Here is a 20,240-nt window from a genome sequence, read left to right on the forward strand (position 1 = left end):
GATCATGGGCGGATGACTGATGCCCTTTTCGCCACCCAGGCCGCCGACACACTGGTAACGCGTGACCTTTCCGTCCTCTGGCACCCGTGCACCCAGATGCACGATCACGAAACCCTACCCATGGTACCCGTCGCGCGCGGCGAAGGGGCGTGGCTGGTTGGCACGGATGGGCGCCGCTACCTCGATGCCGTAAGTTCCTGGTGGACCAACCTGTTCGGCCATGCCGAGCCGCGCATCGCCGGCGCCCTGAAGGACCAGCTGGACCGGCTGGAGCATGTGATCTTCGCTGGGTTCACCCACGAGCCGGCCGTGGAACTGGCTGAGGAACTCGTCCGGATCACCCCGCCTGGGCTGGAACGCGTCTTCCTGGCTGACAACGGTTCGGCCGCGATCGAAGTGGCGCTGAAGATGAGCTTCCACTACTGGCTCAACCGCGGCCATGGTGAGAAGACCCGCTTCATCGCCCTGACCGGCAGCTACCACGGCGAAACACTGGGCGCGTTGTCCGTCAGCGATGTCGCGCTCTACCGCAAAACGTACGCGCCGCTGTTGCTCACGCCAGAACTCGCGCCCTCGCCGGATACCTACGAAGGCGAACCGGGCGAGTCGCCGGTCGAGGTCGCCACGCGTCGCCTCGGCGAGATGCGCACGATCCTGGAGCGGCACGCGCATGAAACCTGCGCGGTCATCGTGGAGCCGCTGGTGCAATGCGCCGGCGGCATGCGCATGTACGACGCCTCCTACCTCACCGGCCTGCGCGCCTTGTGCAATGAGTTCAACGTACATTTCATCGCCGATGAGATCGCGGTCGGTTTTGGCCGTACCGGCACGCTGTTCGCGTGCGAACAGGCCGGCGTATCACCCGACTTCATGTGCCTGTCGAAGGGGCTTACCGGCGGTTTCATGCCGTTGTCGGCGGTGGTGACCACGCAGGACATCTACCAGGCGTTTTACGCGGAGTACGCGGCCGGCAAGGCCTTCCTGCACTCACATAGCTATACCGGCAATCCGCTGGCCTGCCGCGCCGCGACGGCAACGCTGAAGATCTTCCGCGAGGACCCCGTGCTGGAGCGCAATCGCGTGCTTGCGACGCACATGGCATCACGCATCGCGCCCTTGCGCGATCACCCCAACGTCGCCGATGTACGCCAGACCGGCATGATCGCCGCCATCGAACTCGTGGCCGACAAGGCGACGCGCAAGCCCTTCCCCGCCCACGAACGGCGCGGACTTCGCGTGTATACGCATGGGCTGGAGAACGGCGCGCTGCTGCGCCCGCTTGGGAATATCGTGTACTTCATGCCGCCCTACGTCATCCGCGAAGACGAGATCGACTTCATGGTCGATACGGCTATCGCAGGTATCGCCCGGGCGATCGCCTAGATCCGCGAGACGCCTACCGGCAGCTCGCCCAGGCGAGCCATCTCGCCCTCGGCGAACATGCCGGGGTTGTCCAGATAGGCCATGGCGAAGTCATGCGCATCGGCACCCCAGAACAGTTCGCCGCCAATCGCCAGGGTCGGCACCCCGTAGAGCCGGTCTTGCATACCCTGCTCGAAATTAACCTGGAGTTCGGCTTTTACTGTCGGGGCCGACAAGGCCTCGCGCAGGTCGGTGATCCCGAACGATGCGGCGAGCGGAGCCAGCGCTTCCGGGGTATCGGCCGCGCGGCCATGCGCCCAGATCCATTCGTAGATGGCACCGACCACCTCCACCGTGCTGCCGGCGGCCACGCACAGACGCAGCGCAGGCAAGGGGTTGAACGGGTGGGTCGGCGGGAAACGCAGCGGCATGCCCGCCTGCCTCGCCCGCCACAGCGCGTAACGGTACGTAAACTCGCGTTTGCAGGGGATTTCCGCCGGCCCCAGATGGTTCATCTGCTTGAGCAGCGCACCAAACAGGATCGGCCGCAACACCACCTCACGGGTGGCGGTAAGTTCGCGGATCGCTGGCCACTGCAGCCAGCAGAACGGCGAGACGAAATCGAAATACCAGGCGATCGGCATGCATAGGCTCCTTCGCAACGCGCCGACGATAGCCGCCCGCGCAGCCCGGTACAATGGATGTTCCGTGACACAGGGCCCAGCATGCGCACCATCCGAATCCATGTCGACCAGCCGCTGGCCCCCGGCCAGCAGATCGTGCTTCCCGCCCAGGCCGGCGAGCACGTGGCGCGCGTCCTGCGCATGCAGCCCGGCGACCCGGTGGTGCTGTTCGCCGGCGATGCCCCCATGGAGTTCGACGCCACGCTAGCCGCCGTCGGCAAGCGCGAAGTCGTGGCCGAGGTCGGCGAAGGCCGGGCGCTCACGAACGAATCGCCGCTGTCGTTGACCCTGGCCCAGGGCGTGGCGCGCGGCGAGAAAATGGATCTGATCGTGCAGAAGGCGACCGAGCTGGGCATCACCCGCATCGTGCCGCTGATCACCGAGCGCTCGGAAGTGAAGCTGGATGCAGCGCGTGCGGAGAAGCGCCTTCTGCATTGGCGCGCCGTCGCGGCGAGTGCATGCGAGCAGTCGGGGCGTGCCGTGGTGCCAGTCATCGACCCGGCGGTGCCGCTTAACGCGTGGCTGGGCTCCTTGGGTGAAGGTGGGCCGATGCGGCTGGCGTTGTTGCCTGAGGGCAGCAAACGCCCCTCCGAGCTCGCGCTCACGAGTTCGGCCATCATCGCCATTGGGCCCGAAGGTGGCTTTGGCGAGCGTGATCGGACAGCGTTGGCCAGCGCCGCGTTTATCGGGTTGAAGCTCGGCCCGCGGATCCTGCGCACCGAAACTGCAGGCCTCGCGGCTATCGCGATGCTGCAAGCGCTTTACGGGGACGTTTGAGGGAACCCGATCGCGCGCAAGCGCGCTCCTACACAAGACCTGCGTAGCCTCCTGTAGGAGCGCGCTTGCGCGCGACCGGGTAGAGCGCCGCGTTCAAGACCTGCGTAGCCTCCTGTAGGAGCGCGCTTGCGCGCGATCGGGTTATAGCGCCGCGTTGATGCTTGCCATGACGGCGTCGGTCAGCAACGGCACGGCATCGAGTGCCTTCAGGTTTTCTTCGAGCTGGTGGGTCTTGCTTGCGCCGAGGATCACTGTCGAGACGTTGGGGTTTTTCAGGCACCAGGCCAGCGACATCCGCGCGAGCGGGATGTCGAGTTCTTCGGCGATGGGCGCGAGTGCACGTACCGTCTTCAGTTGCGCACCACCGTTATCTAGCAACGCATCGCGCAGCCATGCGTAGTCGGCGTGACCCAGGCGCGAATCATCGGGGATGCCTTCGTTGTACTTGCCCGTGAGCAAACCGGAGGCGAGCGGCGACCAGATCGTGGTGCCCATGCCATGCTCGCGATACAGCGGTGCGTACTCGCGTTCAAAGCGGTCGCGATGCAGCAGGTTGTACTGCGGCTGCTCCATGGAGGGTGCGACGAGATGATTTTCCCGCGCGACGCGATGCGCTTCTTCAATCAGCTCCACCGGCCATTCGCTGGTACCCCAGTAGAGCACCTTGCCCTGGCGGACCAGCGTATCCATCGCCCACACGGTTTCGATCACCGGCGTGTCAGGATCGGGGCGATGGCAGAAGTAGAGGTCGAGATAGTCGACGCGCAAGCGCTCCAGCGCCTGATGGCAGGCATCGAACACATGCTTGCGCGACAGGCCGCGCTGGGTGGGCTTCGGATCCGTCACGGCGCCGAAGTACACCTTGCTCGACACGCAGTAGGCATCGCGCGGCAAGCGCAGGTCGGCGATGACATCGCCCATCAGACGTTCGGCATCACCTGCGTTGTAGGTCTCGGCGTTATCGAAGAAGTTGACGCCGTGGTCATACGCCAGCGCGATGAGTTCGCGCGCGGCGGAGCGTCCGACCTGGCGGCCAAACGTCACCCACGCGCCATACGACAGCGCCGACAGCTTGAGGCCGGTGGCGCCGAGGCGACGGTATTCCATGGTGTTCTCCTAAAGAACGATGAGCTGGATAAGGTGCAGGACGATAGCGGCGAAGAGGCCTGCGATGACGTCGTCGAGCATGACGCCGAGGCCACCCTTCACGCGACGGTCGAACCAGGCGATCGGCCACGGCTTCCACACATCGAACAGGCGAAACAGGGCGAAGCCAAGCACGATGCACCACCACGCAGGCACGACCAGCGCGGGCAACAACGCGATCCACAGGCCGACGAACTCATCCCAGACCAGGCTGCGATGATCGTCCACGCCGATGATCCGCCCGGCCACGTTGCACGCCCATACGCCCACGGCGAACGATACAGCGATGACCAGCAGCCATGCCCACGGGGCCAGGGTGTGCAGTAATAGCCACGGGACGATCGCAGCCAGCGAACCAAAGGTACCTTGCGCCTTGGGTGCCAGGCCGGAGCCGAAGCCCGTAGCCAGCCACCCGGCCGGCGTCGCAAGCAGGCGGCGGCGATCTTCTGCATCAAGCACGTACTTGGTGCTCATGCGAAGTGATTCCAGCCCGCGTGGGTCGGCGTGCGCGTCGCGCCCGTGGCATCGATCACACGGACGCCCTCGCCTTCGACCACGCGGCCGATGCGCGTGGCGCCACAACCGAGTCGGGCGAGATCCGCGGCGATCTCGCTGGCCTTTTCAGCGGGCACGGTAAAGCACAGTTCGTAGTCATCGCCGCCGGCCAGGGCGAAGTCAATCGCGTCGGTGTCGTGGAAATGGGTGAGCATGGCGGACGAACGCGGCAACAAGGCCGCGTCGATTTCCGCCCCTACCCGGCTCTGCTTGCAGATATGGCCGAGGTCGGCGACGAGGCCGTCGGAGACATCGATGCATGCCGTGGCGATGCCGCGCAGGGCCTGGCCTGCCGCGACGCGCGGGGTCGGCCGGTTCAGGCGGTCAATCAGGCCGGCATAGGGCGAGGCATCCGTTTCAGAAAGGCACCGCAAGCCAGCGGCCGCATCACCCAGGGTCCCCGTCACCATCACCACATCACCCACCCGCGCGCCGGAGCGCAGCAGGGCCTGACCGGGCGAGGTGAAGCCATGCACGGTGACGGTGACGGTCAGTGGACCGCGGGTGGTGTCGCCACCAATCAACGCCAGCCGGAACGGCGTGGCGAGTTCGGCGAAGCCGCGGGCAAGGCCGTCGATAAAGGCTTCATCAGGCGCTGGCAGCGTGAGCGCCAACAGTGCCCAGGCAGGCGTGGCGCCCATCGCGGCCAGATCGGAAAGGTTCACCGCAAGCGCCTTCCAGCCGATATCGGCGGCCGCGGTGCCTGCGGGAAAATGGATACCCTCGACCAGGGTATCCACGGCGATCGCCAGTTCACGCCCGGCGGGCACGGCGACGACAGCGGCGTCATCGCCGATGCCGGTCACCACGTCGTCACGGTGGACGTCGGTGTGCCGGCGGATGCGTTCGATCAGGTCGAATTCCATGCGTGCTCCATCAGCGCGCACGAAACGCGCGGAAGATCAGGATCGCTTCTCGGCCGTACGCCAATGCGTCGCGAGTTTGTCGAGAACACCGTTCACATAGCTGTGGCCATGGTCGGCACCGAAGCGCTTGGTGGCTTCCACGGCTTCGTTGATCACCACGCGATAAGGCACGTCCGGGCGGTACTTCAGCTCGTAGGCGCCCATGCGTAGTGCCGCGCGCTCGATCGGATCGATCTGTGCCACATCGCGATCCACGAACGGCTTGATGCCTTCATCCAGCTCAGCGACGTGCTTTTCGACGCCACGGAGCAGGTCTTCGAAGTACTCCTGGTCGGCCACCTGCATATCCTGCTCGTGGCGGAACTGCTCGATGACGTTACCCATCTTCGCGCCGCCCACCTGCCACGCGTAAAGCGCCTGCAGGGCACGGCGGCGGGCGCGGGAACGCGCAGCCAGGTCGATACCGTGCGGAGGAGTGTTAGTCATTTGCCCAGCTTCGTGTAGAGGTTAACCATTTCGATCGCGACCATGGCCGCGTCCACGCCCTTGTTGCCTGCCTTGGTGCCGGCACGCTCGATAGCCTGCTCGATGCTATCGGTGGTGAGCACGCCGAACGACACCGGCACGCCCGAAGTGTACGCGGCCTGGCCGAGGCCCTTGGCAGCTTCGCCAGCAACGTAATCGAAATGCGGCGTGGAGCCGCGGATCACCGCACCCAGGCCGATCACGGCGGCGTACTTGCCGGAGCCAGCGACCTTGTAGGCAGCCTGCGCGATTTCCCAGGCGCCTGGCACGCGGATCAGGTCGATCGCGTCGTCCTTCACGCCGTGGCGGACCAGCGCGTCACGTGCGCCTTCAACCAGTGGCTCGACGACGAACGAGTTGAAGCGGCCGGCGACGATGGCGAAACGGCCCTTGGGGGTGGCGAAATCGCCTTCGATGATCTTCATGGTGGGGTCCTGTGGGGCGGGTGGCCGCCGGGCGGCCGGTTATTTTACGGGGTTTTGGGGCGCGGGTGGCCGTTGAAAGCCAGCTCGGCGCGGCCATCGACGACGCTGAGCCGTCCTTGCACCCCAAACGGTAGGGTGAACTTGGCCGGGCCGTGGCCGAACGGCAGGCCGCGAACCAGCGGAATACCCGCCGCCGCGCCGATCCGTTCGAAGGCCATGGCCAGGTCATAGCCGTTGTCGTACTCGGCGACGCGGCAGCTGGTGAAATCACCGATCAGCAAGGCCTTCTGGCGGCCCAGCACCCCGGCGTGAAGCAGGTGGTAGAGCATCCGCTCGACCCGGAACGGCGGTTCCGCGATGTCTTCGATAAAGAGAATGCCGCCCTCGACCCGGGGGAAGTAGTCGGAACCGACCAGGCCGCTAAGCATGGCCAGGTTGCCGCCCCAGATCGTGCCTTCCACAGGGAGGGCCAGCGAGTCCGGCGTTTGCCAGACCGCGAGGCCTTCATCGCTGGCCAGCGTTGTCCAGAAATGCTCCCAGGTGAGGCTATCCAGCTCAGGGGCACCGAAATCGGGACCGAGCATCGGACCGCCCAGGGTGGGCAGGCCGCTGCGGGCCAGTAGCGCACACTGCAGGGCCGTGAAATCGCTGTGCCCGACCAGAGCCAGCGGAGCGCCGACCAGGCGCGCGCGTAAACCGTCGTAATCCAGCAGCGGCAGGATCGGATGCGCACCATAGCCGCCACGGATCGCCAGGGCGATATCGGGCAGCGACTGCGAAGGGTCCGCCAGCGCGTTGAGGTCGCCCGCCCGCTGGGCATCGGTGCCGGCAAAGCGGAGGTCACGCCGGGTCAGCACATCCTTGCCGTGCACGCGGTGCCCCGCTCCTTCGAGGCGGGCGATGCCAGCGTGCATGGCTTCGGGGTTATGGGGATAGCCGGCGGGGGCGATCAGGCGAATATCGTAGGAGCTAGGCATGGGCTCAGGTTTAGCTGTCCTGCTCCACCACTTCAAGGCCGAAGCCTGAAATGCCAACGAATTTCCTGGGCGTGCCGATGACCCGCAGGCGCTTCACGCCGAGATCGGCGAGCATCTGCGCACCGAGGCCGAGCTGACGCCACTCCTGGTCATCCTTGAGCGCCGGGATCGGCTGCTTGTCGCCACGCAGGCGAGCCAGAAGCGCATCTGGCGTGTCTTCGCCAGACAGCACCAGGAGCACGCCGCGGCCTTCATCGGCAAGCCGGCGCAACGCCTCGGTCACGGTCTGGCCGAGGTCTTCGCGCTTCAGGTGCAGCACGTCGGAGAGCGTGTTACGCACATGGACGCGGGTCAGCACCGGCTCGCCATCCGCGATGTCGCCACGCGATAACGCGAAATGCAGGCCGCTGCGGATCGCATCGCGGTAGGCCACCAGGTGGAACGGCCCGAATTCGGTCTCGACGTCGTCCTCGAACACACGCTCGACGGTCTTCTCGGTTTCGAGGCGATAGCGGATGAGGTCGGCGATGGTGCCGATCTTCAGGCCATGCTTCGCCGCAAAGGCCTCCAGCTCCGGGCGGCGCGCCATGGAGCCATCATCGTGCAGCACTTCGATAATCGCCGCAGCGGGCTCGAGGCCGGCCATCGCCGCGAGGTCGCAACCGGCTTCGGTATGCCCGGCACGGGTCAACACGCCACCCGGTTGGGCGGTCAGCGGAAAGACGTGGCCCGGCATGGTGATGTCGGCGGGCTTCGCATCCTTCGCTACGGCGACCTGTACGGTGCGCGCGCGGTCGTGCGCGGAAATACCCGTCGTGACGCCTTCGGCCGCCTCGATCGAGACGGTGAAGTTGGTGTGGTACGGCGAGTTGTTGTCCGCGACCATCGGCTTCAGGCCAAGCTGGCGGGTGCGCTGCTCGGTGAGCGTGAGGCACAACAGGCCGCGTGCTTCGCGGACCATGAAGTTCACGTCTTCCGGCCGCACCTTTTCGGCGGCCATGACGATATCGCCTTCGTTCTCGCGGTCTTCGTCGTCCACGATGATGACCATGCGGCCATTGCGCAGGTCTTCGACGATCTCGGGGATGGTATTGAATGCCATGGTCATGCGATCCCGTCAGGCGAAGCCGTGTTCTTTGAGGAAACCTTCGTCGAGCCGCGGTGCGCCGCCACTGGAGAGCAGGCGCTCCACATAGCGCGCGACCACGTCGACCTCGATGTTCACGCTATCGCCCGGCCGGCGCGCGGCGAACGTCGTGTGTTCCACCGTGTGGGGGATAAGGTTCACGCCGAAACGCGTGCCATCCACTTCGTTCACCGTAAGGCTGGTGCCGTCGATGCAAACCGACCCCTTGTGGGCGATATAGCGGGCCAGATCGCGCGGCACCTCGAAGGTCCAGCGCAGCGAACGGCCATCGGGTACGACCGAAACGACCTTGCCGGTGCCGTCGACATGCCCGGAAACCAGGTGACCACCGAGGCGATCGGCCAGGCGCAGGGCTTTCTCCAGGTTCACTGCGTCGCCGGCCTTGTGCTTGCCCAGCGAGGTCATCGCCAGGGTCTCGTTGGAGACATCGGCAGCGAAGCTGGCGGCGTCGAATTCAATGACGGTGAGGCATACGCCGGACACGGCGATGCTATCGCCCAGGGCGACATCAGCCATGTCGAGGGAGGTGGTGTCGACCACGAGGCGGACATCGCCGCCGCGCGGTTCCAGCCGCTTGATGCGGCCGACAGCCTGGATGATGCCGGTGAACATGTTGGCGTTTCCCGCTAGGTTGGCGAAAAACGTCCCAAGGCGCATGACGCCACGCGCCCCGCGAGGAGCGCATGGAGCCGTCTTCTTTCATCCGGACTATGACCGTCGGCTCCGGATTTGGACCGGATCTGCTGACCTCCCGGCGGGTGCCGGGAGCGCTCGCGGGCTCGTTTCCGTGAAGAAACCTACCGCCGGTGGGGAGTTACACCCCGCCCTGAAGACGCTTGAATGTGTTGCGAAGCATAACATGGGGCCCACCCCACCCGACGCAACCCCCGTAGGAGCGCGCTTGCGCGCGATCGCCGATGCGGCTAGACCCATCGCGCGCAAGCGCGCTCCTACAGGACCTGATCCATTACCCAACTGGTGCGGGCGGCAGTTTCGCCGGTGGATGGGCATTCGCCCCGCCCCAGCAGGGCATCGACCATCGCGGTGATCAACGGTTGCTGGATGTGTGCCGGGTTGTCGATGGAAAGGTTGTCGACCACGCCGTCGGCCTCGACGCGGATCGGGCCGTCGCCGAAAGTGGCGAAGACCAAACGGCCGCGGTCGCCGACGATTTCGACGCGATCCTCGCGGCGGTCGGCGCCGAAGTTCCATAAGCCGGTGCCGAGCATGCCGTTTCCGAAGGCAAAGGCCATGGCCACCGCGTCTTCCGCCGGGTAGGCACCTAGCTGGTTCCGCGCCATGCCGCGCACCTCGACCATCGGCCCCAGCAGGAAATCCAGGATATCGAGCGTATGGCTGGCGAGGTCGACGAAGATGCCACCACCCGAGAGCTCGGGCTGAACCCGCCACGGCAGGTTTGCCGGATCCTGGTAAACCTTTTCAAATGGGTGATGCAGCACGACGTTGACGAAACGCGGTGTGCCGATCACACCTTCGCGCAGCAGGCGGGCGATCGTGGTGAAACGCGGCAGCGCGCGGCGGTAGTACGCCACGAACACCGGGACGTTCGCCGCCCTGCCCGCCTCGACGATATCGAGGCACTCACGGTGGTTCATCGCCATCGGCTTCTCGATGTAAACCGGCTTGCCCGCAGCGATGGCTCGCAACGCGTAATCGCGGTGGCTGGACGGTGGCGTGGCGATGTAGACCGCATCCACACCAGGATCCGCGATGAGCTGGCCGGCATCGTCGTACCAGCGCGGCACGCCATGCCGCTGCGCGTAGTCGCGCGCCTTGTCGCCATCGCGGCGCATGACGGCGACCAGCGCCGACCCCGGCACCTTCGCAAAGGCCGGACCGCTTTTCACTTCCGTCACGGCGCCGCAGCCGATGATGCCCCAGCGCACGCGATTCATGCGGCGGGCCGCATCAGCAGGCGGGTATCGTCACCCACCTGGCGGCGATCGATCGTGTTGAGCTTCCAGCGCGAGGCCATGTCGTCCAGCGGCGGCAGGTGAAGCATGGGTCGGCCGGTATGGCCGAGCAGAACCGGTGCGACGTAAATCAGCAGTTCGTCGGCGAGGCCCGCGGCAAGCAACGCGCCACAAAGCACCGGGCCCGCCTCGACATGCACCTCATTCACATCGTGCTCCGCGAGCCAGTGCAACGCAGCGCGCAGATCGAGGCCTTTACCTTCCTCACTGCGGATCACTGCACGCTGTACATCCTGCAGATGCGCAGGCACCACGGCGTCGGAAGCATGCAGCAAGACGGTGGGTGCGCTGGCGTCGAGCACGTGATACCCCGTCGGCGTGCGCAGGTGGGTATCAAGGATGGCGCGCAGGGGCGGCACGAACGGCCCGGCGCCGGGCAGGCGCACGGTGAGGCTAGGGTCATCGGCGAGGACCGTGCCGCTCCCGGAAAGAATGGCGGAGGCACGCGCGCGCCAGCGGTGTCCATCAGCGCGCGCCGCCTCTCCAGTGATCCATTTCGATGAACCATCCGCCAGCGCGGTGCGGCCATCAAGGCTCATGGCGAGCTTGATCCGCACCCAGGGGCGGCCGCGCTGTATGCGGCTGAAAAACCCGATATTGAGTTCGTGCGCGGCATCGCGCATCAGGCCCACGCGCACGAGGATGCCCGCCTCGCGGAGCTTCTCGATGCCCTTGCCATCGACCTGGGTGAACGGATCTTCGTGGGCGATGACGACGCGGTCGACGCCGGCCGCGATCAGCGCATCGGCGCAGGGCGGCGTGCGGCCGTGGTGGGCACACGGCTCCAGCGTGACATAAGCCGTGGCACCACGCGCCGCGTCACCGGCCTCGCGCAGGGCGAACACTTCCGCGTGAGGTTCACCGGCCTTCGGGTGCCAGCCCGTGCCGAGCACGGTCTCGCCGCGGGCGATGACACAGCCAACACGGGGATTCGGTTGCGTGGAGAACATGCCGCGTTCGGCAAGACGCAGCGCATGGGCCATGTGCACATGGTCCATGGCGGGAAAGAACGGACGGGACATCAGGACTTGCGTCCGCGCCGGGCCGCCTCGAGCAGCGGCAGTTGCAAACCTTCCATCGATGGCAGGTCGCGCTCGAGCTTCTCGATTTCCTCGCGAAACGCGTGGACGTCTTCGAAGCGGCGGTACACGGACGCGAAACGCACGTAGGCGACCTGGTCGAGCAGCTTGAGCTCGCGCATCACCAGCTCGCCCACCTGGCGGGAGGGCACTTCGCGATCACCGCTGCGGCGCAGGTCGTTGGTCACGGCACGTACCGCGGCATCCACGGCATCGCTCGCCACCGGGCGCTTCTGCAGTGCGCGTTCAAAGCTCACGCGCAGCTTGTGCTCATCGAACGGCTCGCGACGATCGCCAGACTTCACGATCGCCGGGAGCTTCAGTTCCGCGGTTTCGAACGTATTGAAGCGTTCACTACATTGTGGGCACTCGCGCCGCCGACGCACCGTGCCACCGTCTTCGGTGAGCCGGGAATCGATGACGCGGGTGTCTTCATGCTGGCAGAACGGGCAATGCATCGATCAGCCGTACACCGGATACTTCTTGCACTGCGCCGTGACCTTCTCGCGCACGGCCTTGATGACGGCGTCATCGTTCGGCGCGTCGAGTACATCGCAGATCCAGTTGGCCAGTTCCACCGTATCCGCTTCCTTGTAGCCGCGAGTGGTGATCGCCGGGGTACCGACGCGCAGGCCCGAGGTAATGAACGGCGAACGCGGGTCGTTCGGGACGGCGTTCTTGTTCACCGTGATGTGGGCCTTGCCGAGGGCCGCTTCCGCATCCTTGCCCGTAGCATCGCGGCCGATCAGGTCGATCAGCATCAGGTGGTTTTCCGTGCCGCCGGAGACGACCTTGTAACCGCGCGAGATCAGCGTCTTCGCCATGGCCTTGGCGTTGGCGACGACCTGCTTCTGGTATTCGGTGAACGAAGGCTCCAGTGCCTCCTTGAACGCCACGGCCTTGGCGGCGATGACGTGCATGAGCGGGCCACCCTGGATACCCGGGAAGACCACCGACTGCAGCTTCTTTTCCAGTTCCTCACCGAGGCCCTTGGCCACGATGATGCCGCCGCGCGGGCCGCGCAGGGTCTTGTGCGTGGTCGAGGTGACGACGTGCGCGTGCGGCACCGGGTTCGGGTAGACGCCTGCGGCGATGAGGCCTGCGACGTGGGCCATGTCGACGAACAGGTACGCGCCGACCTTGTCGGCGATCTCGCGGAACTTCGCCCAGTCGAGCACCTGCGAGTAGGCCGAGAAGCCGGCGACGATCATCTTCGGCTTGTGCTCCACGGCGAGCTTTTCGATCTCGTCGTAGTTGACCAGGCCGGTATCCGGATCGATGCCGTACTGCACGGCGTTGAAGATCTTGCCCGAGAGGTTGACCTTGGCACCGTGGGTCAGGTGGCCGCCGTGGGCCAGGCTCATGCCCAGGATGGTGTCGCCCGGCTGTAGCAGCGCGAAGTACACGGCCTGGTTGGCCTGCGAGCCGGAGTGCGGCTGCACGTTGGCGTAATCGGCGCCGAAGAGCTTCTTCAAGCGCTCGATGGCCAGCTTTTCGGCCACGTCCACATACTCGCAGCCACCGTAGTAGCGCTTGCCCGGGTAGCCCTCGGCGTACTTGTTGGTCAGGGTGGAGCCCTGGGCTTCCATGACGCGCGGGCTGGCGTAGTTCTCCGAGGCGATCAGCTCGACGTGATCTTCCTGGCGGCGGGACTCGTTGGCGATGGCCTGGGCGAGCTCGTCGTCATAGCCGGCGATCGTTGCATCCTTCGGGAACATCTCAACCTCGTGGGAAGTACGTAGGGGAAGGCGAAAAGTGTAGCTGAGGTGGGGGTTTGCGGCCAGCGAGGCAAGTCCGTAGGCATCCAGCGAGGCTCCCTGTCGGCATCGACCTACAGCGCGCCAAGGATCATTCCTACTCCCGGGCAGCCCAAAGTCTCTTAACGTTGCCGGCGGACGTGGAACGTCCGTTTGCCAAACCACGAAAGGAATCCTATGAAAACCAAGCTCCTGGCCTTCGGCCTGGCCCTGTCCGCCCCGTTGTCCGCCTTCGCCGGGGCTCCGCCGACGATCAACGTCCACTTCGTGCTCCACGAGGACGTCCAGATGAATGTGCAGGATTTCGTCTCAGAGCACGTGAGCGCCTGGCTGGGCCACATGCGTGCCGACGTCCTGCCCGGACAGGACATCCAGATCCATGTCCACCGCCAGCTGGACGGCCTGGAGCGCCTGCCCTACGGCCACGAAGGCGCGCTGGGCGACTGGCGCAGGGCTGCCCAGCCCGTGCTGGATCGGCTGGGCAGCCGGGACACCCGCGCGACGCGCATGGTCCTCGTGGTCCAGGGTTCCCCGAACGGCAGCGCCCTCGGTGTCGCCTACGAAGGGACTCCCTTTGCGATGGCGAGCGTACGGACGTCGTCCAATGTGGCGCATGAGCTGGGCCATACCTTCGGCGCCATCCACGAGTACGCCGAGACATGGACCACCTGCAACACGAACATGGGCGACTTCCAGTTCGGCCTGTGGCCCTGTGAGGTCTATTCGGTGAGGAACCAGCAGCGGATCCGGGATTACGTCGAGACGGGACGCCTGTGAGGGCCGGGCGCCGGCTCGAACCCGTTCAGCCGGCGCCCTTCCCAGGCGGCGGTGTTCGTCACCAAACCCCGCTATAATGAGGGTTTGCCCGCCGGGAGCTTCCGCTCCCGGGGCCGGCTTTCCTTACGGAGCGTCCATGCAATACATCTACACCATGAACGGGGTCAGCAAGATCGTCCCCCCGAAGCGCCAGATCATCAAGGACATCTCCCTCTCGTTCTTCCCTGGCGCCAAGATCGGCCTGCTGGGTATCAACGGCGCGGGCAAGTCCACGGTCCTGCGGATCATGGCGGGCGTCGATAAGGACTTCCAGGGCGAAGCCCGTGCCAACCCGGGCACCAAGATCGGTTACCTGGCCCAGGAGCCGGACCTCGATCCGACCAAGACCGTGCGCGAAGCCGTCGAGGAAGGCGTCTCGGAAGTGCTCGATGCCCAGAAGGAACTCGAAGAGGTCTACGCCGCCTATGCCGAGGAAGGTGCGGATTTCGAGGCCCTGGCCAAGCGCCAGGAGCGTCTGGAAGGCATCCTTGCCGCCAACGATGCGCACGCGCTGGAGCGCCAGCTCGAAGTCGCCGCCGACGCGCTGCGCCTGCCGCCCTGGGATGCCGTGATCGGTCCGCTGTCCGGTGGTGAAAAGCGCCGCGTGGCGCTGTGCCGCCTGCTGCTTTCCAAGCCTGACATGCTCCTGCTCGACGAGCCTACCAACCATCTCGACGCCGAATCGGTCGACTGGCTGGAAACCTTCCTGCACGACTACCCCGGCACCGTCGTGGCGGTCACGCATGATCGCTACTTCCTCGACAACGCCGCCGAGTGGATCCTCGAGCTCGACCGCGGCCGCGGCATTCCCTGGAAGGGCAACTACACCGAGTGGCTGGAGCAGAAGGACGAGCGCCTGAAGCAGGAAGCCAACCAGGAGAAGTCGCGTCAGAAGGCGATCCAGAAGGAACTCGAGTGGGTTCGTTCGGCCGCCAAGGGCCGCCAGTCGAAGGGCAAGGCGCGCCTTAACCGCTTCGAAGAGCTGAACTCGGTCGAGTACCAGCGCCGCAACGAAACGAACGAGATCTTCATCCCGCCGGGCGAGCGCCTGGGCCAGGAAGTCATCGAGTTCAAGAACGTCACCAAGTCGTTCGGCGACCGCGTGCTGATTGAAGACCTCTCGTTCAAGATCCCCGGCGGTGCCATCGTCGGCGTCATCGGCCCGAACGGTGCCGGTAAGTCCACGCTCATGAAAATGATCATGGGCAAGGAAACCCCGGATTCCGGCGAAGTGAAGCTCGGCCACACGGTCAAGCTCGCCTACGTCGACCAGTCGCGCGATGCGCTCGATCCTTCCAAGAACGTGTGGCAGGAGGTGTCGGGCGGTTCGGACATCCTCACCATCGGCAACTTCGAGATCCAGTCGCGCCAGTACATCGGCCGCTTCAACTTCAAGGGCACCGACCAGCAGAAGATCGTTGGCCAGCTCTCCGGTGGTGAGCGCGGCCGCCTGCACATGGCCAAGACCCTGCTCCAGGGTGGCAACGTGCTGCTGCTCGATGAGCCGTCGAACGATCTTGACGTCGAAACGCTGCGCGCGCTCGAAGATGCGCTGCTCGAGTTTCCCGGCTGCGCGGTAGTCATCTCGCATGACCGCTGGTTCCTCGATCGCATCGCCACGCACATCATCGCGTTCGAAGGCGATTCACACGTCGAGTTCTTCCCGGGTAACTACAACGAATACGAAGCCGACAAGAAGCGCCGCCTCGGCGACGATGCCGGTCCGAAGCGCGTCAAGTACAAGAAGCTGGTCTGACCCCTGCAGGAGCGCGCTTGCGCGCGATGGTTCTTGCGATGCCATAGCGTCAGAGCAAGTGCATCGCGCGCAAGCGCGCTCCTACATTTATCTATTGGAGCGACTCCCGTGAACTTCATGACCTCGTTGAAGGACGCCTGGCGTCGTAACGATTCCCTGGTCTGCGTGGGACTCGACCCCGAGCCAGGCCGGCTTCCCGCGGGTTTGTCAGGCGAGGAAGGCATCTTCGCGTTCTGCCGCGATATCGTGGATGCCACGGCCGGCGTGATCTGCGCCTTCAAGCCGCAGATCGCCCACTTCGCTGCCCAGCGTGCCGAAGGCGTGCTTGAGCGGCTGATCAAACATATCCACGATAAGCATCCCGACGTTCCGGTCATCCTCGACGCGAAACGCGGCGACATCGGTTCCACTGCGAAGCACTACAGCGTGGAAGCGTTCGATCGCTACGACGCCGACGCCGTCACGCTGAACCCGTACCTTGGCAAGGATTCAATCGATCCATTCCTGGACCGTGCCGACAAGGGCGTCATCTTGCTTTGCCGTACATCCAACCCCGGCGGCGCCGATTTTCAGGCACTGGATTGCGGTGGGGAGCCGCTCTATATCCGCGTGGCGGAAACCATCGCCAGCCAATGGAACGAAAACGGCAATTGCGCACTCGTCACCGGCGCCACCTGGCCAGAAGAACTAGGTCGCGTGCGCGCGGTTGTGGGTAATATGCCCTTGCTGGTTCCAGGTATCGGCGCGCAGGGCGGCGACGTCGCCGCGGTCATGAAGCACGGCCAGACCAGCGACGGAGCGGGCCTGATGATTTCGTCCTCGCGCGCCATCCTCTACGCTAGTAGCGGAAGGGACTTTGCCGAGGTAGCACATCGGACGGCCGACGAAATGAGAAAATTGATTAACTCGTTTCGTCGTTAAGGGCTGAAAGCGAAAAACAGTCGTAAATTGCACTACTTGGCAACTGTCAAGGGCTTACGCTCTCGCTCCGGGCTATCAACAATACCGGGTCTTTTGCGCCGTAAAAGCGTTCTGCCGGAGTTGTTATGCCACTCACCAACCGAGGTTTTTCTCAACGTCTGCATGTCGCGCTGGACATGGCTGGCGTCAAGAAAGGCCGCGGCCGCATTACCCAGCTGGCCGATCTGTTTGATGTCAGCCGTGAAACGGCACGTAAGTGGCTCAGCGACCTCGGCTTGCCCGAGCTCGAACGCCAGATCGATATGGCCGTCCGCTTCGGCGTGAACTTCGAGTGGCTCGCCACCGGCCGCGGCTCACCCAGCGGCGCCACCGGGGTCAAGGAAAGCCCTGCGCTTTACCGCGCCGACTCCCGCGAACAGCTGCGCCTGGTCGGCCTGGTCAGCCGGCTTCCGAAGGAACGCCGCAAGGCCCTCCTGGTCATCGTCGAGGCCCTGGCCGAGGCCGAGTAGGAGCATCGCGCGCAAGCGCGCTCCTACCGGGAACCGCTGCGATTGGCGCGCTGGGTCGCGCGCAAGCGCGCTCCTACAGGGGTTCGGGTCGTGGCGGCGGTTGTAGGAGCGTGCTTGCACGCGATAAGCCGACGAAGCGATGAAGCCGGAGACCTCAATCGTCCCCGATGTCCATCCCCGGGAACAGCACGTCGGTGTATCCGAACTTCGCAAAATCCGTAATCCGCGACGGGTATAGCCGCCCGATCAGGTGGTCGCACTCGTGCTGTACCACCCGGGCATGGAACCCTTCCGCCGTGCGATCGATCTTCTCGCCCTTCGGATCGACACCCTGGTAGCGGATCAGTGAGTAACGGTTCACCGCCCCGCGCAGGCCAGGCACGGAGAGGCAACCTTCCCAGCCTTCTTCCATGTCCTGCGATAGCGGCGTGATCACCGGGTTGAGCAGAATCGTCTGCGGCACAGGCGGCGCATCCGGGTAGCGCTCGCTGCTGTCGAAGCCAAAGATCACCAGCTGCAGGTCCACGCCAATCTGCGGCGCGGCAAGGCCTACACCACCGGCGTCGTGCATGGTGTCGAACATATCGGTGATCAGGGCGTCCAGCTCCGCGGAGCCCAGCATGTCGTCGGGAACGGCGGGGGCGATGCGCAAAAGACGCTCGTCGCCCATTTTCAGGATCTCGCGAATCATCGGCGGGCCGCGGGGAGTGGGGTTACCCCCAGCATGGCGGGAGCGGCGGCCGGGCTCAAGCCCTTCCATTCGACCAATGGCTAATACGCCAGGCGGTCGTGAATCATTGACCCCCACCGGCCCGGGGGCGACCCTTGTGGCCAACCGCAAGGGGAGCCGAGACACCATGCAAAGCGCCATTCCCAAACCCAGCCCCGCAGGAAAAATCCTGTGGGCCGCCATCGCCATCGTCGGCGCATGGTGTCTTGGCGTCGTGGCCCTGCGCCGCGGTGAGCCCATCAACGCCATCTGGATCGTTACCGCTTCCATCGCGGTCTTCCTTATCGGCTACCGCTTCTATAGCCGGCTGATCGCCACCCGCGTACTGCAGCTTGATCCGAGCCGCGCGACGCCCGCCGTGCTGCGCAACGACGGCCTTGATTACGTGCCGACTGACAAATGGGTGGTCTTCGGGCATCACTTCGCCGCTATCGCGGGTGCCGGGCCCCTCGTCGGTCCCGTCCTCGCGGCGCAGATGGGCTACCTGCCCGGGATGCTGTGGATCCTGGTCGGCGTGGTATTTGCCGGCGCGGTCCAGGACTTCATGATCCTGGGCCTTTCGCTCCGCCGCGATGGGCGCTCGCTCGGCCACATGCTGCGAGAGGAACTGGGCGAGGTGCCTGGCGTCATCGCGATGGTCGGCGTGCTGGTGCTCATGATGATCGTGCTGGCCGTGCTGGCGCTGGTCGTCGTCAAGGCGCTTACCCATAGCCCGTGGGGCACGTTCACGGTGGCCGCCACCATTCCCATCGCGTTGCTCATGGGCCTGTACCTGCGCTATCTGCGGCCGGGCCGGATCCTCGAGGTGTCGATCATTGGCGTGATCCTGCTGCTCGCGTCGATCTGGTACGGCAAGACGGTGAACGATACACCGGCACTTGCTGTCCTGTTCGATTACGACGCGAAGGCGCTTGCCTGGTGGCTCATTGGTTACGGCTTCTTCGCCTCGGTACTGCCCGTGTGGCTGCTGCTGGCTCCGCGCGATTACCTTTCCACCTTCCTGAAGATCGGCACTATTGCCCTGCTCGCTCTGGCGATCTTCCTGTCGGCACCTACGCTGCAGATGCCGGCGGTCACCAAGTTCATCGATGGCAGTGGGCCCGTGTTCCAGGGCAACCTGTTCCCGTTCCTGTTCATCACCATTGCCTGCGGGGCGGTTTCCGGCTGGCACTCGATCATCGCTTCGGGTACCACACCAAAGCTGCTGGCCAATGAAGGCGAAGCGCGCATGGTCGGCTATGGCGGCATGTTGATGGAGGCGTTCGTCGCCATCATGGCCCTGATCGCCGCGGCATCGCTGCACCCGGGCGTGTACTTCGCGATGAACTCGCCGGGCGCACTGGTCGGCACGACGGTGCAGGACGCCGCCACCGCCATCAGTGGCTGGGGCTTCACGGTCACGCCCGCGGAACTTACCGAGACCGCGAAGAACATTGGCGAGTCCACGATCCTTGGCCGTGCGGGCGGTGCTCCCACGCTCGCGGTAGGCATGGCCCAGCTGCTGCACGGGATCATGCCGGGCGAGAACATGATGGCGCTGTGGTACCACTACGCCATCCTGTTCGAAGCGCTCTTCATCCTGACGACCGTCGATGCCGGTACCCGTGTGGGTCGCTTCATGATCCAGGAACTCGCCGGCATGGCGTACGCGCCGCTGAAGAAGACCGAGTCGTGGGTAAGCAACGTGATCGCCACCGTGATCTGCGTGGGCTTGTGGGGTTACTTCCTATACCAGGGCGCAGTGGATCCGCTGGGGGGCATTAACACCTTGTGGCCACTGTTCGGCATCGCCAACCAGATGCTTGCCGCGATCGCCCTGATGCTGGCGACGCTCGTGGTCGTCAAGCTGAAACGGAAGCGCTACGTGCTGGTACCAGCGGTGCCGGCCGCGTGGCTGGTCGTGTGCACCCTCACGGCGGGCTGGCAGAAGCTCTTCGATGCCAAGATCAGCTTCACCGCCGCCGCGCAGAAGTACGCGGAAGCCGCCGCCGCGAACAAGCTGCTGCCACCGGCGAAGACGGCCGAGGAGATGCAGCGGATCATCACCAACAACCGCGTCGACATGGCACTGACCGGCCTGTTCATGCTGTTGGTGCTGGTGATGCTGTTCTTCTCACTGCGTGCGATCGCCCGTGCCTGGCGCGCCAACCACGCGACAGCGCATGAAGAACCGTACGTTGCCCTCTCGAGTGTCACCCCGTAAAGGAGCATGGCG

At 65.0% G+C, this 20,240-nt stretch carries 21 protein-coding genes and 1 riboswitch; of the genes, 7 read left to right on the forward strand and 14 right to left on the reverse strand.

All coding sequences use genetic code 11. The features are described 5' to 3' along the window. Positions 1-12: 12 nt before the first annotated feature. Positions 13-1,383 carry an adenosylmethionine--8-amino-7-oxononanoate transaminase gene (locus VGN46_RS01145; protein WP_331639719.1) on the forward strand — a complete coding sequence of 457 codons (1,371 nt, stop codon included), beginning with the start codon at positions 13-15 and terminating at the stop codon, positions 1,381-1,383. On the opposite strand, the gene VGN46_RS01150 is transcribed toward VGN46_RS01145, so the two are convergent. Then, on the reverse strand, positions 1,380-2,006 hold the full coding sequence (locus VGN46_RS01150; protein ID WP_331639722.1) for a 2-hydroxychromene-2-carboxylate isomerase: 627 nt from the start codon (positions 2,004-2,006) through the stop codon (positions 1,380-1,382). The two genes, VGN46_RS01145 and VGN46_RS01150, sit on opposite strands and share 4 nt — an antisense overlap. Before the next feature lie 81 nt (positions 2,007-2,087). Here VGN46_RS01150 and VGN46_RS01155 point away from each other — a divergent pair, with 81 nt between their 5' ends. Further along, positions 2,088-2,822, forward strand: coding sequence for a 16S rRNA (uracil(1498)-N(3))-methyltransferase (locus VGN46_RS01155; protein ID WP_331639724.1), 735 nt, complete (start codon positions 2,088-2,090; stop codon positions 2,820-2,822). A 141-nt stretch (positions 2,823-2,963) separates the two neighbouring features. On the opposite strand, the gene VGN46_RS01160 is transcribed toward VGN46_RS01155, so the two are convergent. From VGN46_RS01160 to glyA, 12 genes are all read right to left on the reverse strand, one after another. Next, on the reverse strand, positions 2,964-3,929 hold the full coding sequence (locus VGN46_RS01160) for an aldo/keto reductase (RefSeq protein ID WP_331639726.1): 966 nt from the start codon (positions 3,927-3,929) through the stop codon (positions 2,964-2,966). Between the two features lie 9 nt (positions 3,930-3,938). Beyond that, positions 3,939-4,442: a phosphatidylglycerophosphatase A gene (locus VGN46_RS01165; RefSeq protein WP_331639728.1), complete on the reverse strand. Its 504-nt coding sequence runs from the start codon at positions 4,440-4,442 to the stop codon at positions 3,939-3,941. Next, complete coding sequence (thiL, locus tag VGN46_RS01170) at positions 4,439-5,389, reverse strand: thiamine-phosphate kinase (protein ID WP_331639730.1); 951 nt, start codon at positions 5,387-5,389, stop codon at positions 4,439-4,441. Before thiL ends, VGN46_RS01165 begins: the two co-directional genes overlap by 4 nt. Before the next feature lie 36 nt (positions 5,390-5,425). Then, entirely contained in the window at positions 5,426-5,875 is a 450-nt protein-coding gene (nusB, locus tag VGN46_RS01175) for a transcription antitermination factor NusB (protein WP_331639732.1), read from the reverse strand. Next, complete coding sequence (gene ribE / locus VGN46_RS01180) at positions 5,872-6,339, reverse strand: 6,7-dimethyl-8-ribityllumazine synthase (RefSeq protein ID WP_331639733.1); 468 nt, start codon at positions 6,337-6,339, stop codon at positions 5,872-5,874. Before ribE ends, nusB begins: the two co-directional genes overlap by 4 nt. Before the next feature lie 44 nt (positions 6,340-6,383). Then, positions 6,384-7,316 carry a muramoyltetrapeptide carboxypeptidase gene (ldcA, locus tag VGN46_RS01185; protein WP_331639735.1) on the reverse strand — a complete coding sequence of 311 codons (933 nt, stop codon included), beginning with the start codon at positions 7,314-7,316 and terminating at the stop codon, positions 6,384-6,386. A 10-nt stretch (positions 7,317-7,326) separates the two neighbouring features. Continuing rightward, positions 7,327-8,418, reverse strand: a complete 1,092-nt coding sequence (ribBA, locus tag VGN46_RS01190) for a bifunctional 3,4-dihydroxy-2-butanone-4-phosphate synthase/GTP cyclohydrolase II (protein ID WP_331639737.1) — start codon at positions 8,416-8,418, stop codon at positions 7,327-7,329. Between the two features lie 15 nt (positions 8,419-8,433). Next, positions 8,434-9,075 (reverse strand): riboflavin synthase, encoded by a 642-nt coding sequence (locus VGN46_RS01195; protein WP_331639739.1) that lies wholly within the window; start codon positions 9,073-9,075, stop codon positions 8,434-8,436. Positions 9,076-9,150: 75 nt separating this feature from the next. After that, positions 9,151-9,301: riboswitch (FMN riboswitch) on the reverse strand. Between the two features lie 112 nt (positions 9,302-9,413). Further along, entirely contained in the window at positions 9,414-10,379 is a 966-nt protein-coding gene (locus VGN46_RS01200) for a Gfo/Idh/MocA family oxidoreductase (RefSeq protein ID WP_331639741.1), read from the reverse strand. After that, positions 10,376-11,440 carry a bifunctional diaminohydroxyphosphoribosylaminopyrimidine deaminase/5-amino-6-(5-phosphoribosylamino)uracil reductase RibD gene (gene ribD / locus VGN46_RS01205; protein ID WP_414675193.1) on the reverse strand — a complete coding sequence of 355 codons (1,065 nt, stop codon included), beginning with the start codon at positions 11,438-11,440 and terminating at the stop codon, positions 10,376-10,378. Before ribD ends, VGN46_RS01200 begins: the two co-directional genes overlap by 4 nt. 38 nt (positions 11,441-11,478) lie before the next feature. Continuing rightward, a complete protein-coding gene (gene nrdR / locus VGN46_RS01210) occupies positions 11,479-11,994 on the reverse strand; it encodes a transcriptional regulator NrdR (protein ID WP_331639746.1) in 516 nt (171 codons plus the stop codon). 3 nt (positions 11,995-11,997) lie between these two features. Continuing rightward, positions 11,998-13,254: a serine hydroxymethyltransferase gene (glyA, locus tag VGN46_RS01215; protein WP_331639748.1), complete on the reverse strand. Its 1,257-nt coding sequence runs from the start codon at positions 13,252-13,254 to the stop codon at positions 11,998-12,000. 216 nt (positions 13,255-13,470) lie between these two features. Here glyA and VGN46_RS01220 point away from each other — a divergent pair, with 216 nt between their 5' ends. The 4 genes from VGN46_RS01220 to VGN46_RS01235 all read left to right on the forward strand — a co-directional run bounded on the left by VGN46_RS01220 (position 13,471) and on the right by VGN46_RS01235 (position 17,295). Further along, positions 13,471-14,070 carry a hypothetical protein gene (locus VGN46_RS01220; RefSeq protein ID WP_331639750.1) on the forward strand — a complete coding sequence of 200 codons (600 nt, stop codon included), beginning with the start codon at positions 13,471-13,473 and terminating at the stop codon, positions 14,068-14,070. A 136-nt stretch (positions 14,071-14,206) separates the two neighbouring features. Next, complete coding sequence (gene ettA / locus VGN46_RS01225; RefSeq protein ID WP_331639752.1) at positions 14,207-15,865, forward strand: energy-dependent translational throttle protein EttA; 1,659 nt, start codon at positions 14,207-14,209, stop codon at positions 15,863-15,865. Positions 15,866-15,973: 108 nt separating this feature from the next. Continuing rightward, a complete protein-coding gene (gene pyrF, locus VGN46_RS01230) occupies positions 15,974-16,786 on the forward strand; it encodes an orotidine-5'-phosphate decarboxylase (protein ID WP_331639754.1) in 813 nt (270 codons plus the stop codon). 125 nt (positions 16,787-16,911) lie between these two features. Next, positions 16,912-17,295, forward strand: coding sequence for a helix-turn-helix domain-containing protein (locus tag VGN46_RS01235; protein ID WP_139984663.1), 384 nt, complete (start codon positions 16,912-16,914; stop codon positions 17,293-17,295). Between the two features lie 154 nt (positions 17,296-17,449). Here VGN46_RS01235 and def read toward each other — a convergent pair whose 3' ends face one another. Next, entirely contained in the window at positions 17,450-17,986 is a 537-nt protein-coding gene (gene def, locus VGN46_RS01240) for a peptide deformylase (RefSeq protein WP_331639759.1), read from the reverse strand. Positions 17,987-18,152: 166 nt separating this feature from the next. Here def and VGN46_RS01245 point away from each other — a divergent pair, with 166 nt between their 5' ends. After that, entirely contained in the window at positions 18,153-20,228 is a 2,076-nt protein-coding gene (locus VGN46_RS01245; protein WP_331639761.1) for a carbon starvation CstA family protein, read from the forward strand. Positions 20,229-20,240: the final 12 nt, after the last annotated feature.

The organism is Luteibacter sp. (assembly GCF_036500425.1).
Classification (GTDB): Bacteria; Pseudomonadota; Gammaproteobacteria; order Xanthomonadales; family Rhodanobacteraceae; genus Luteibacter.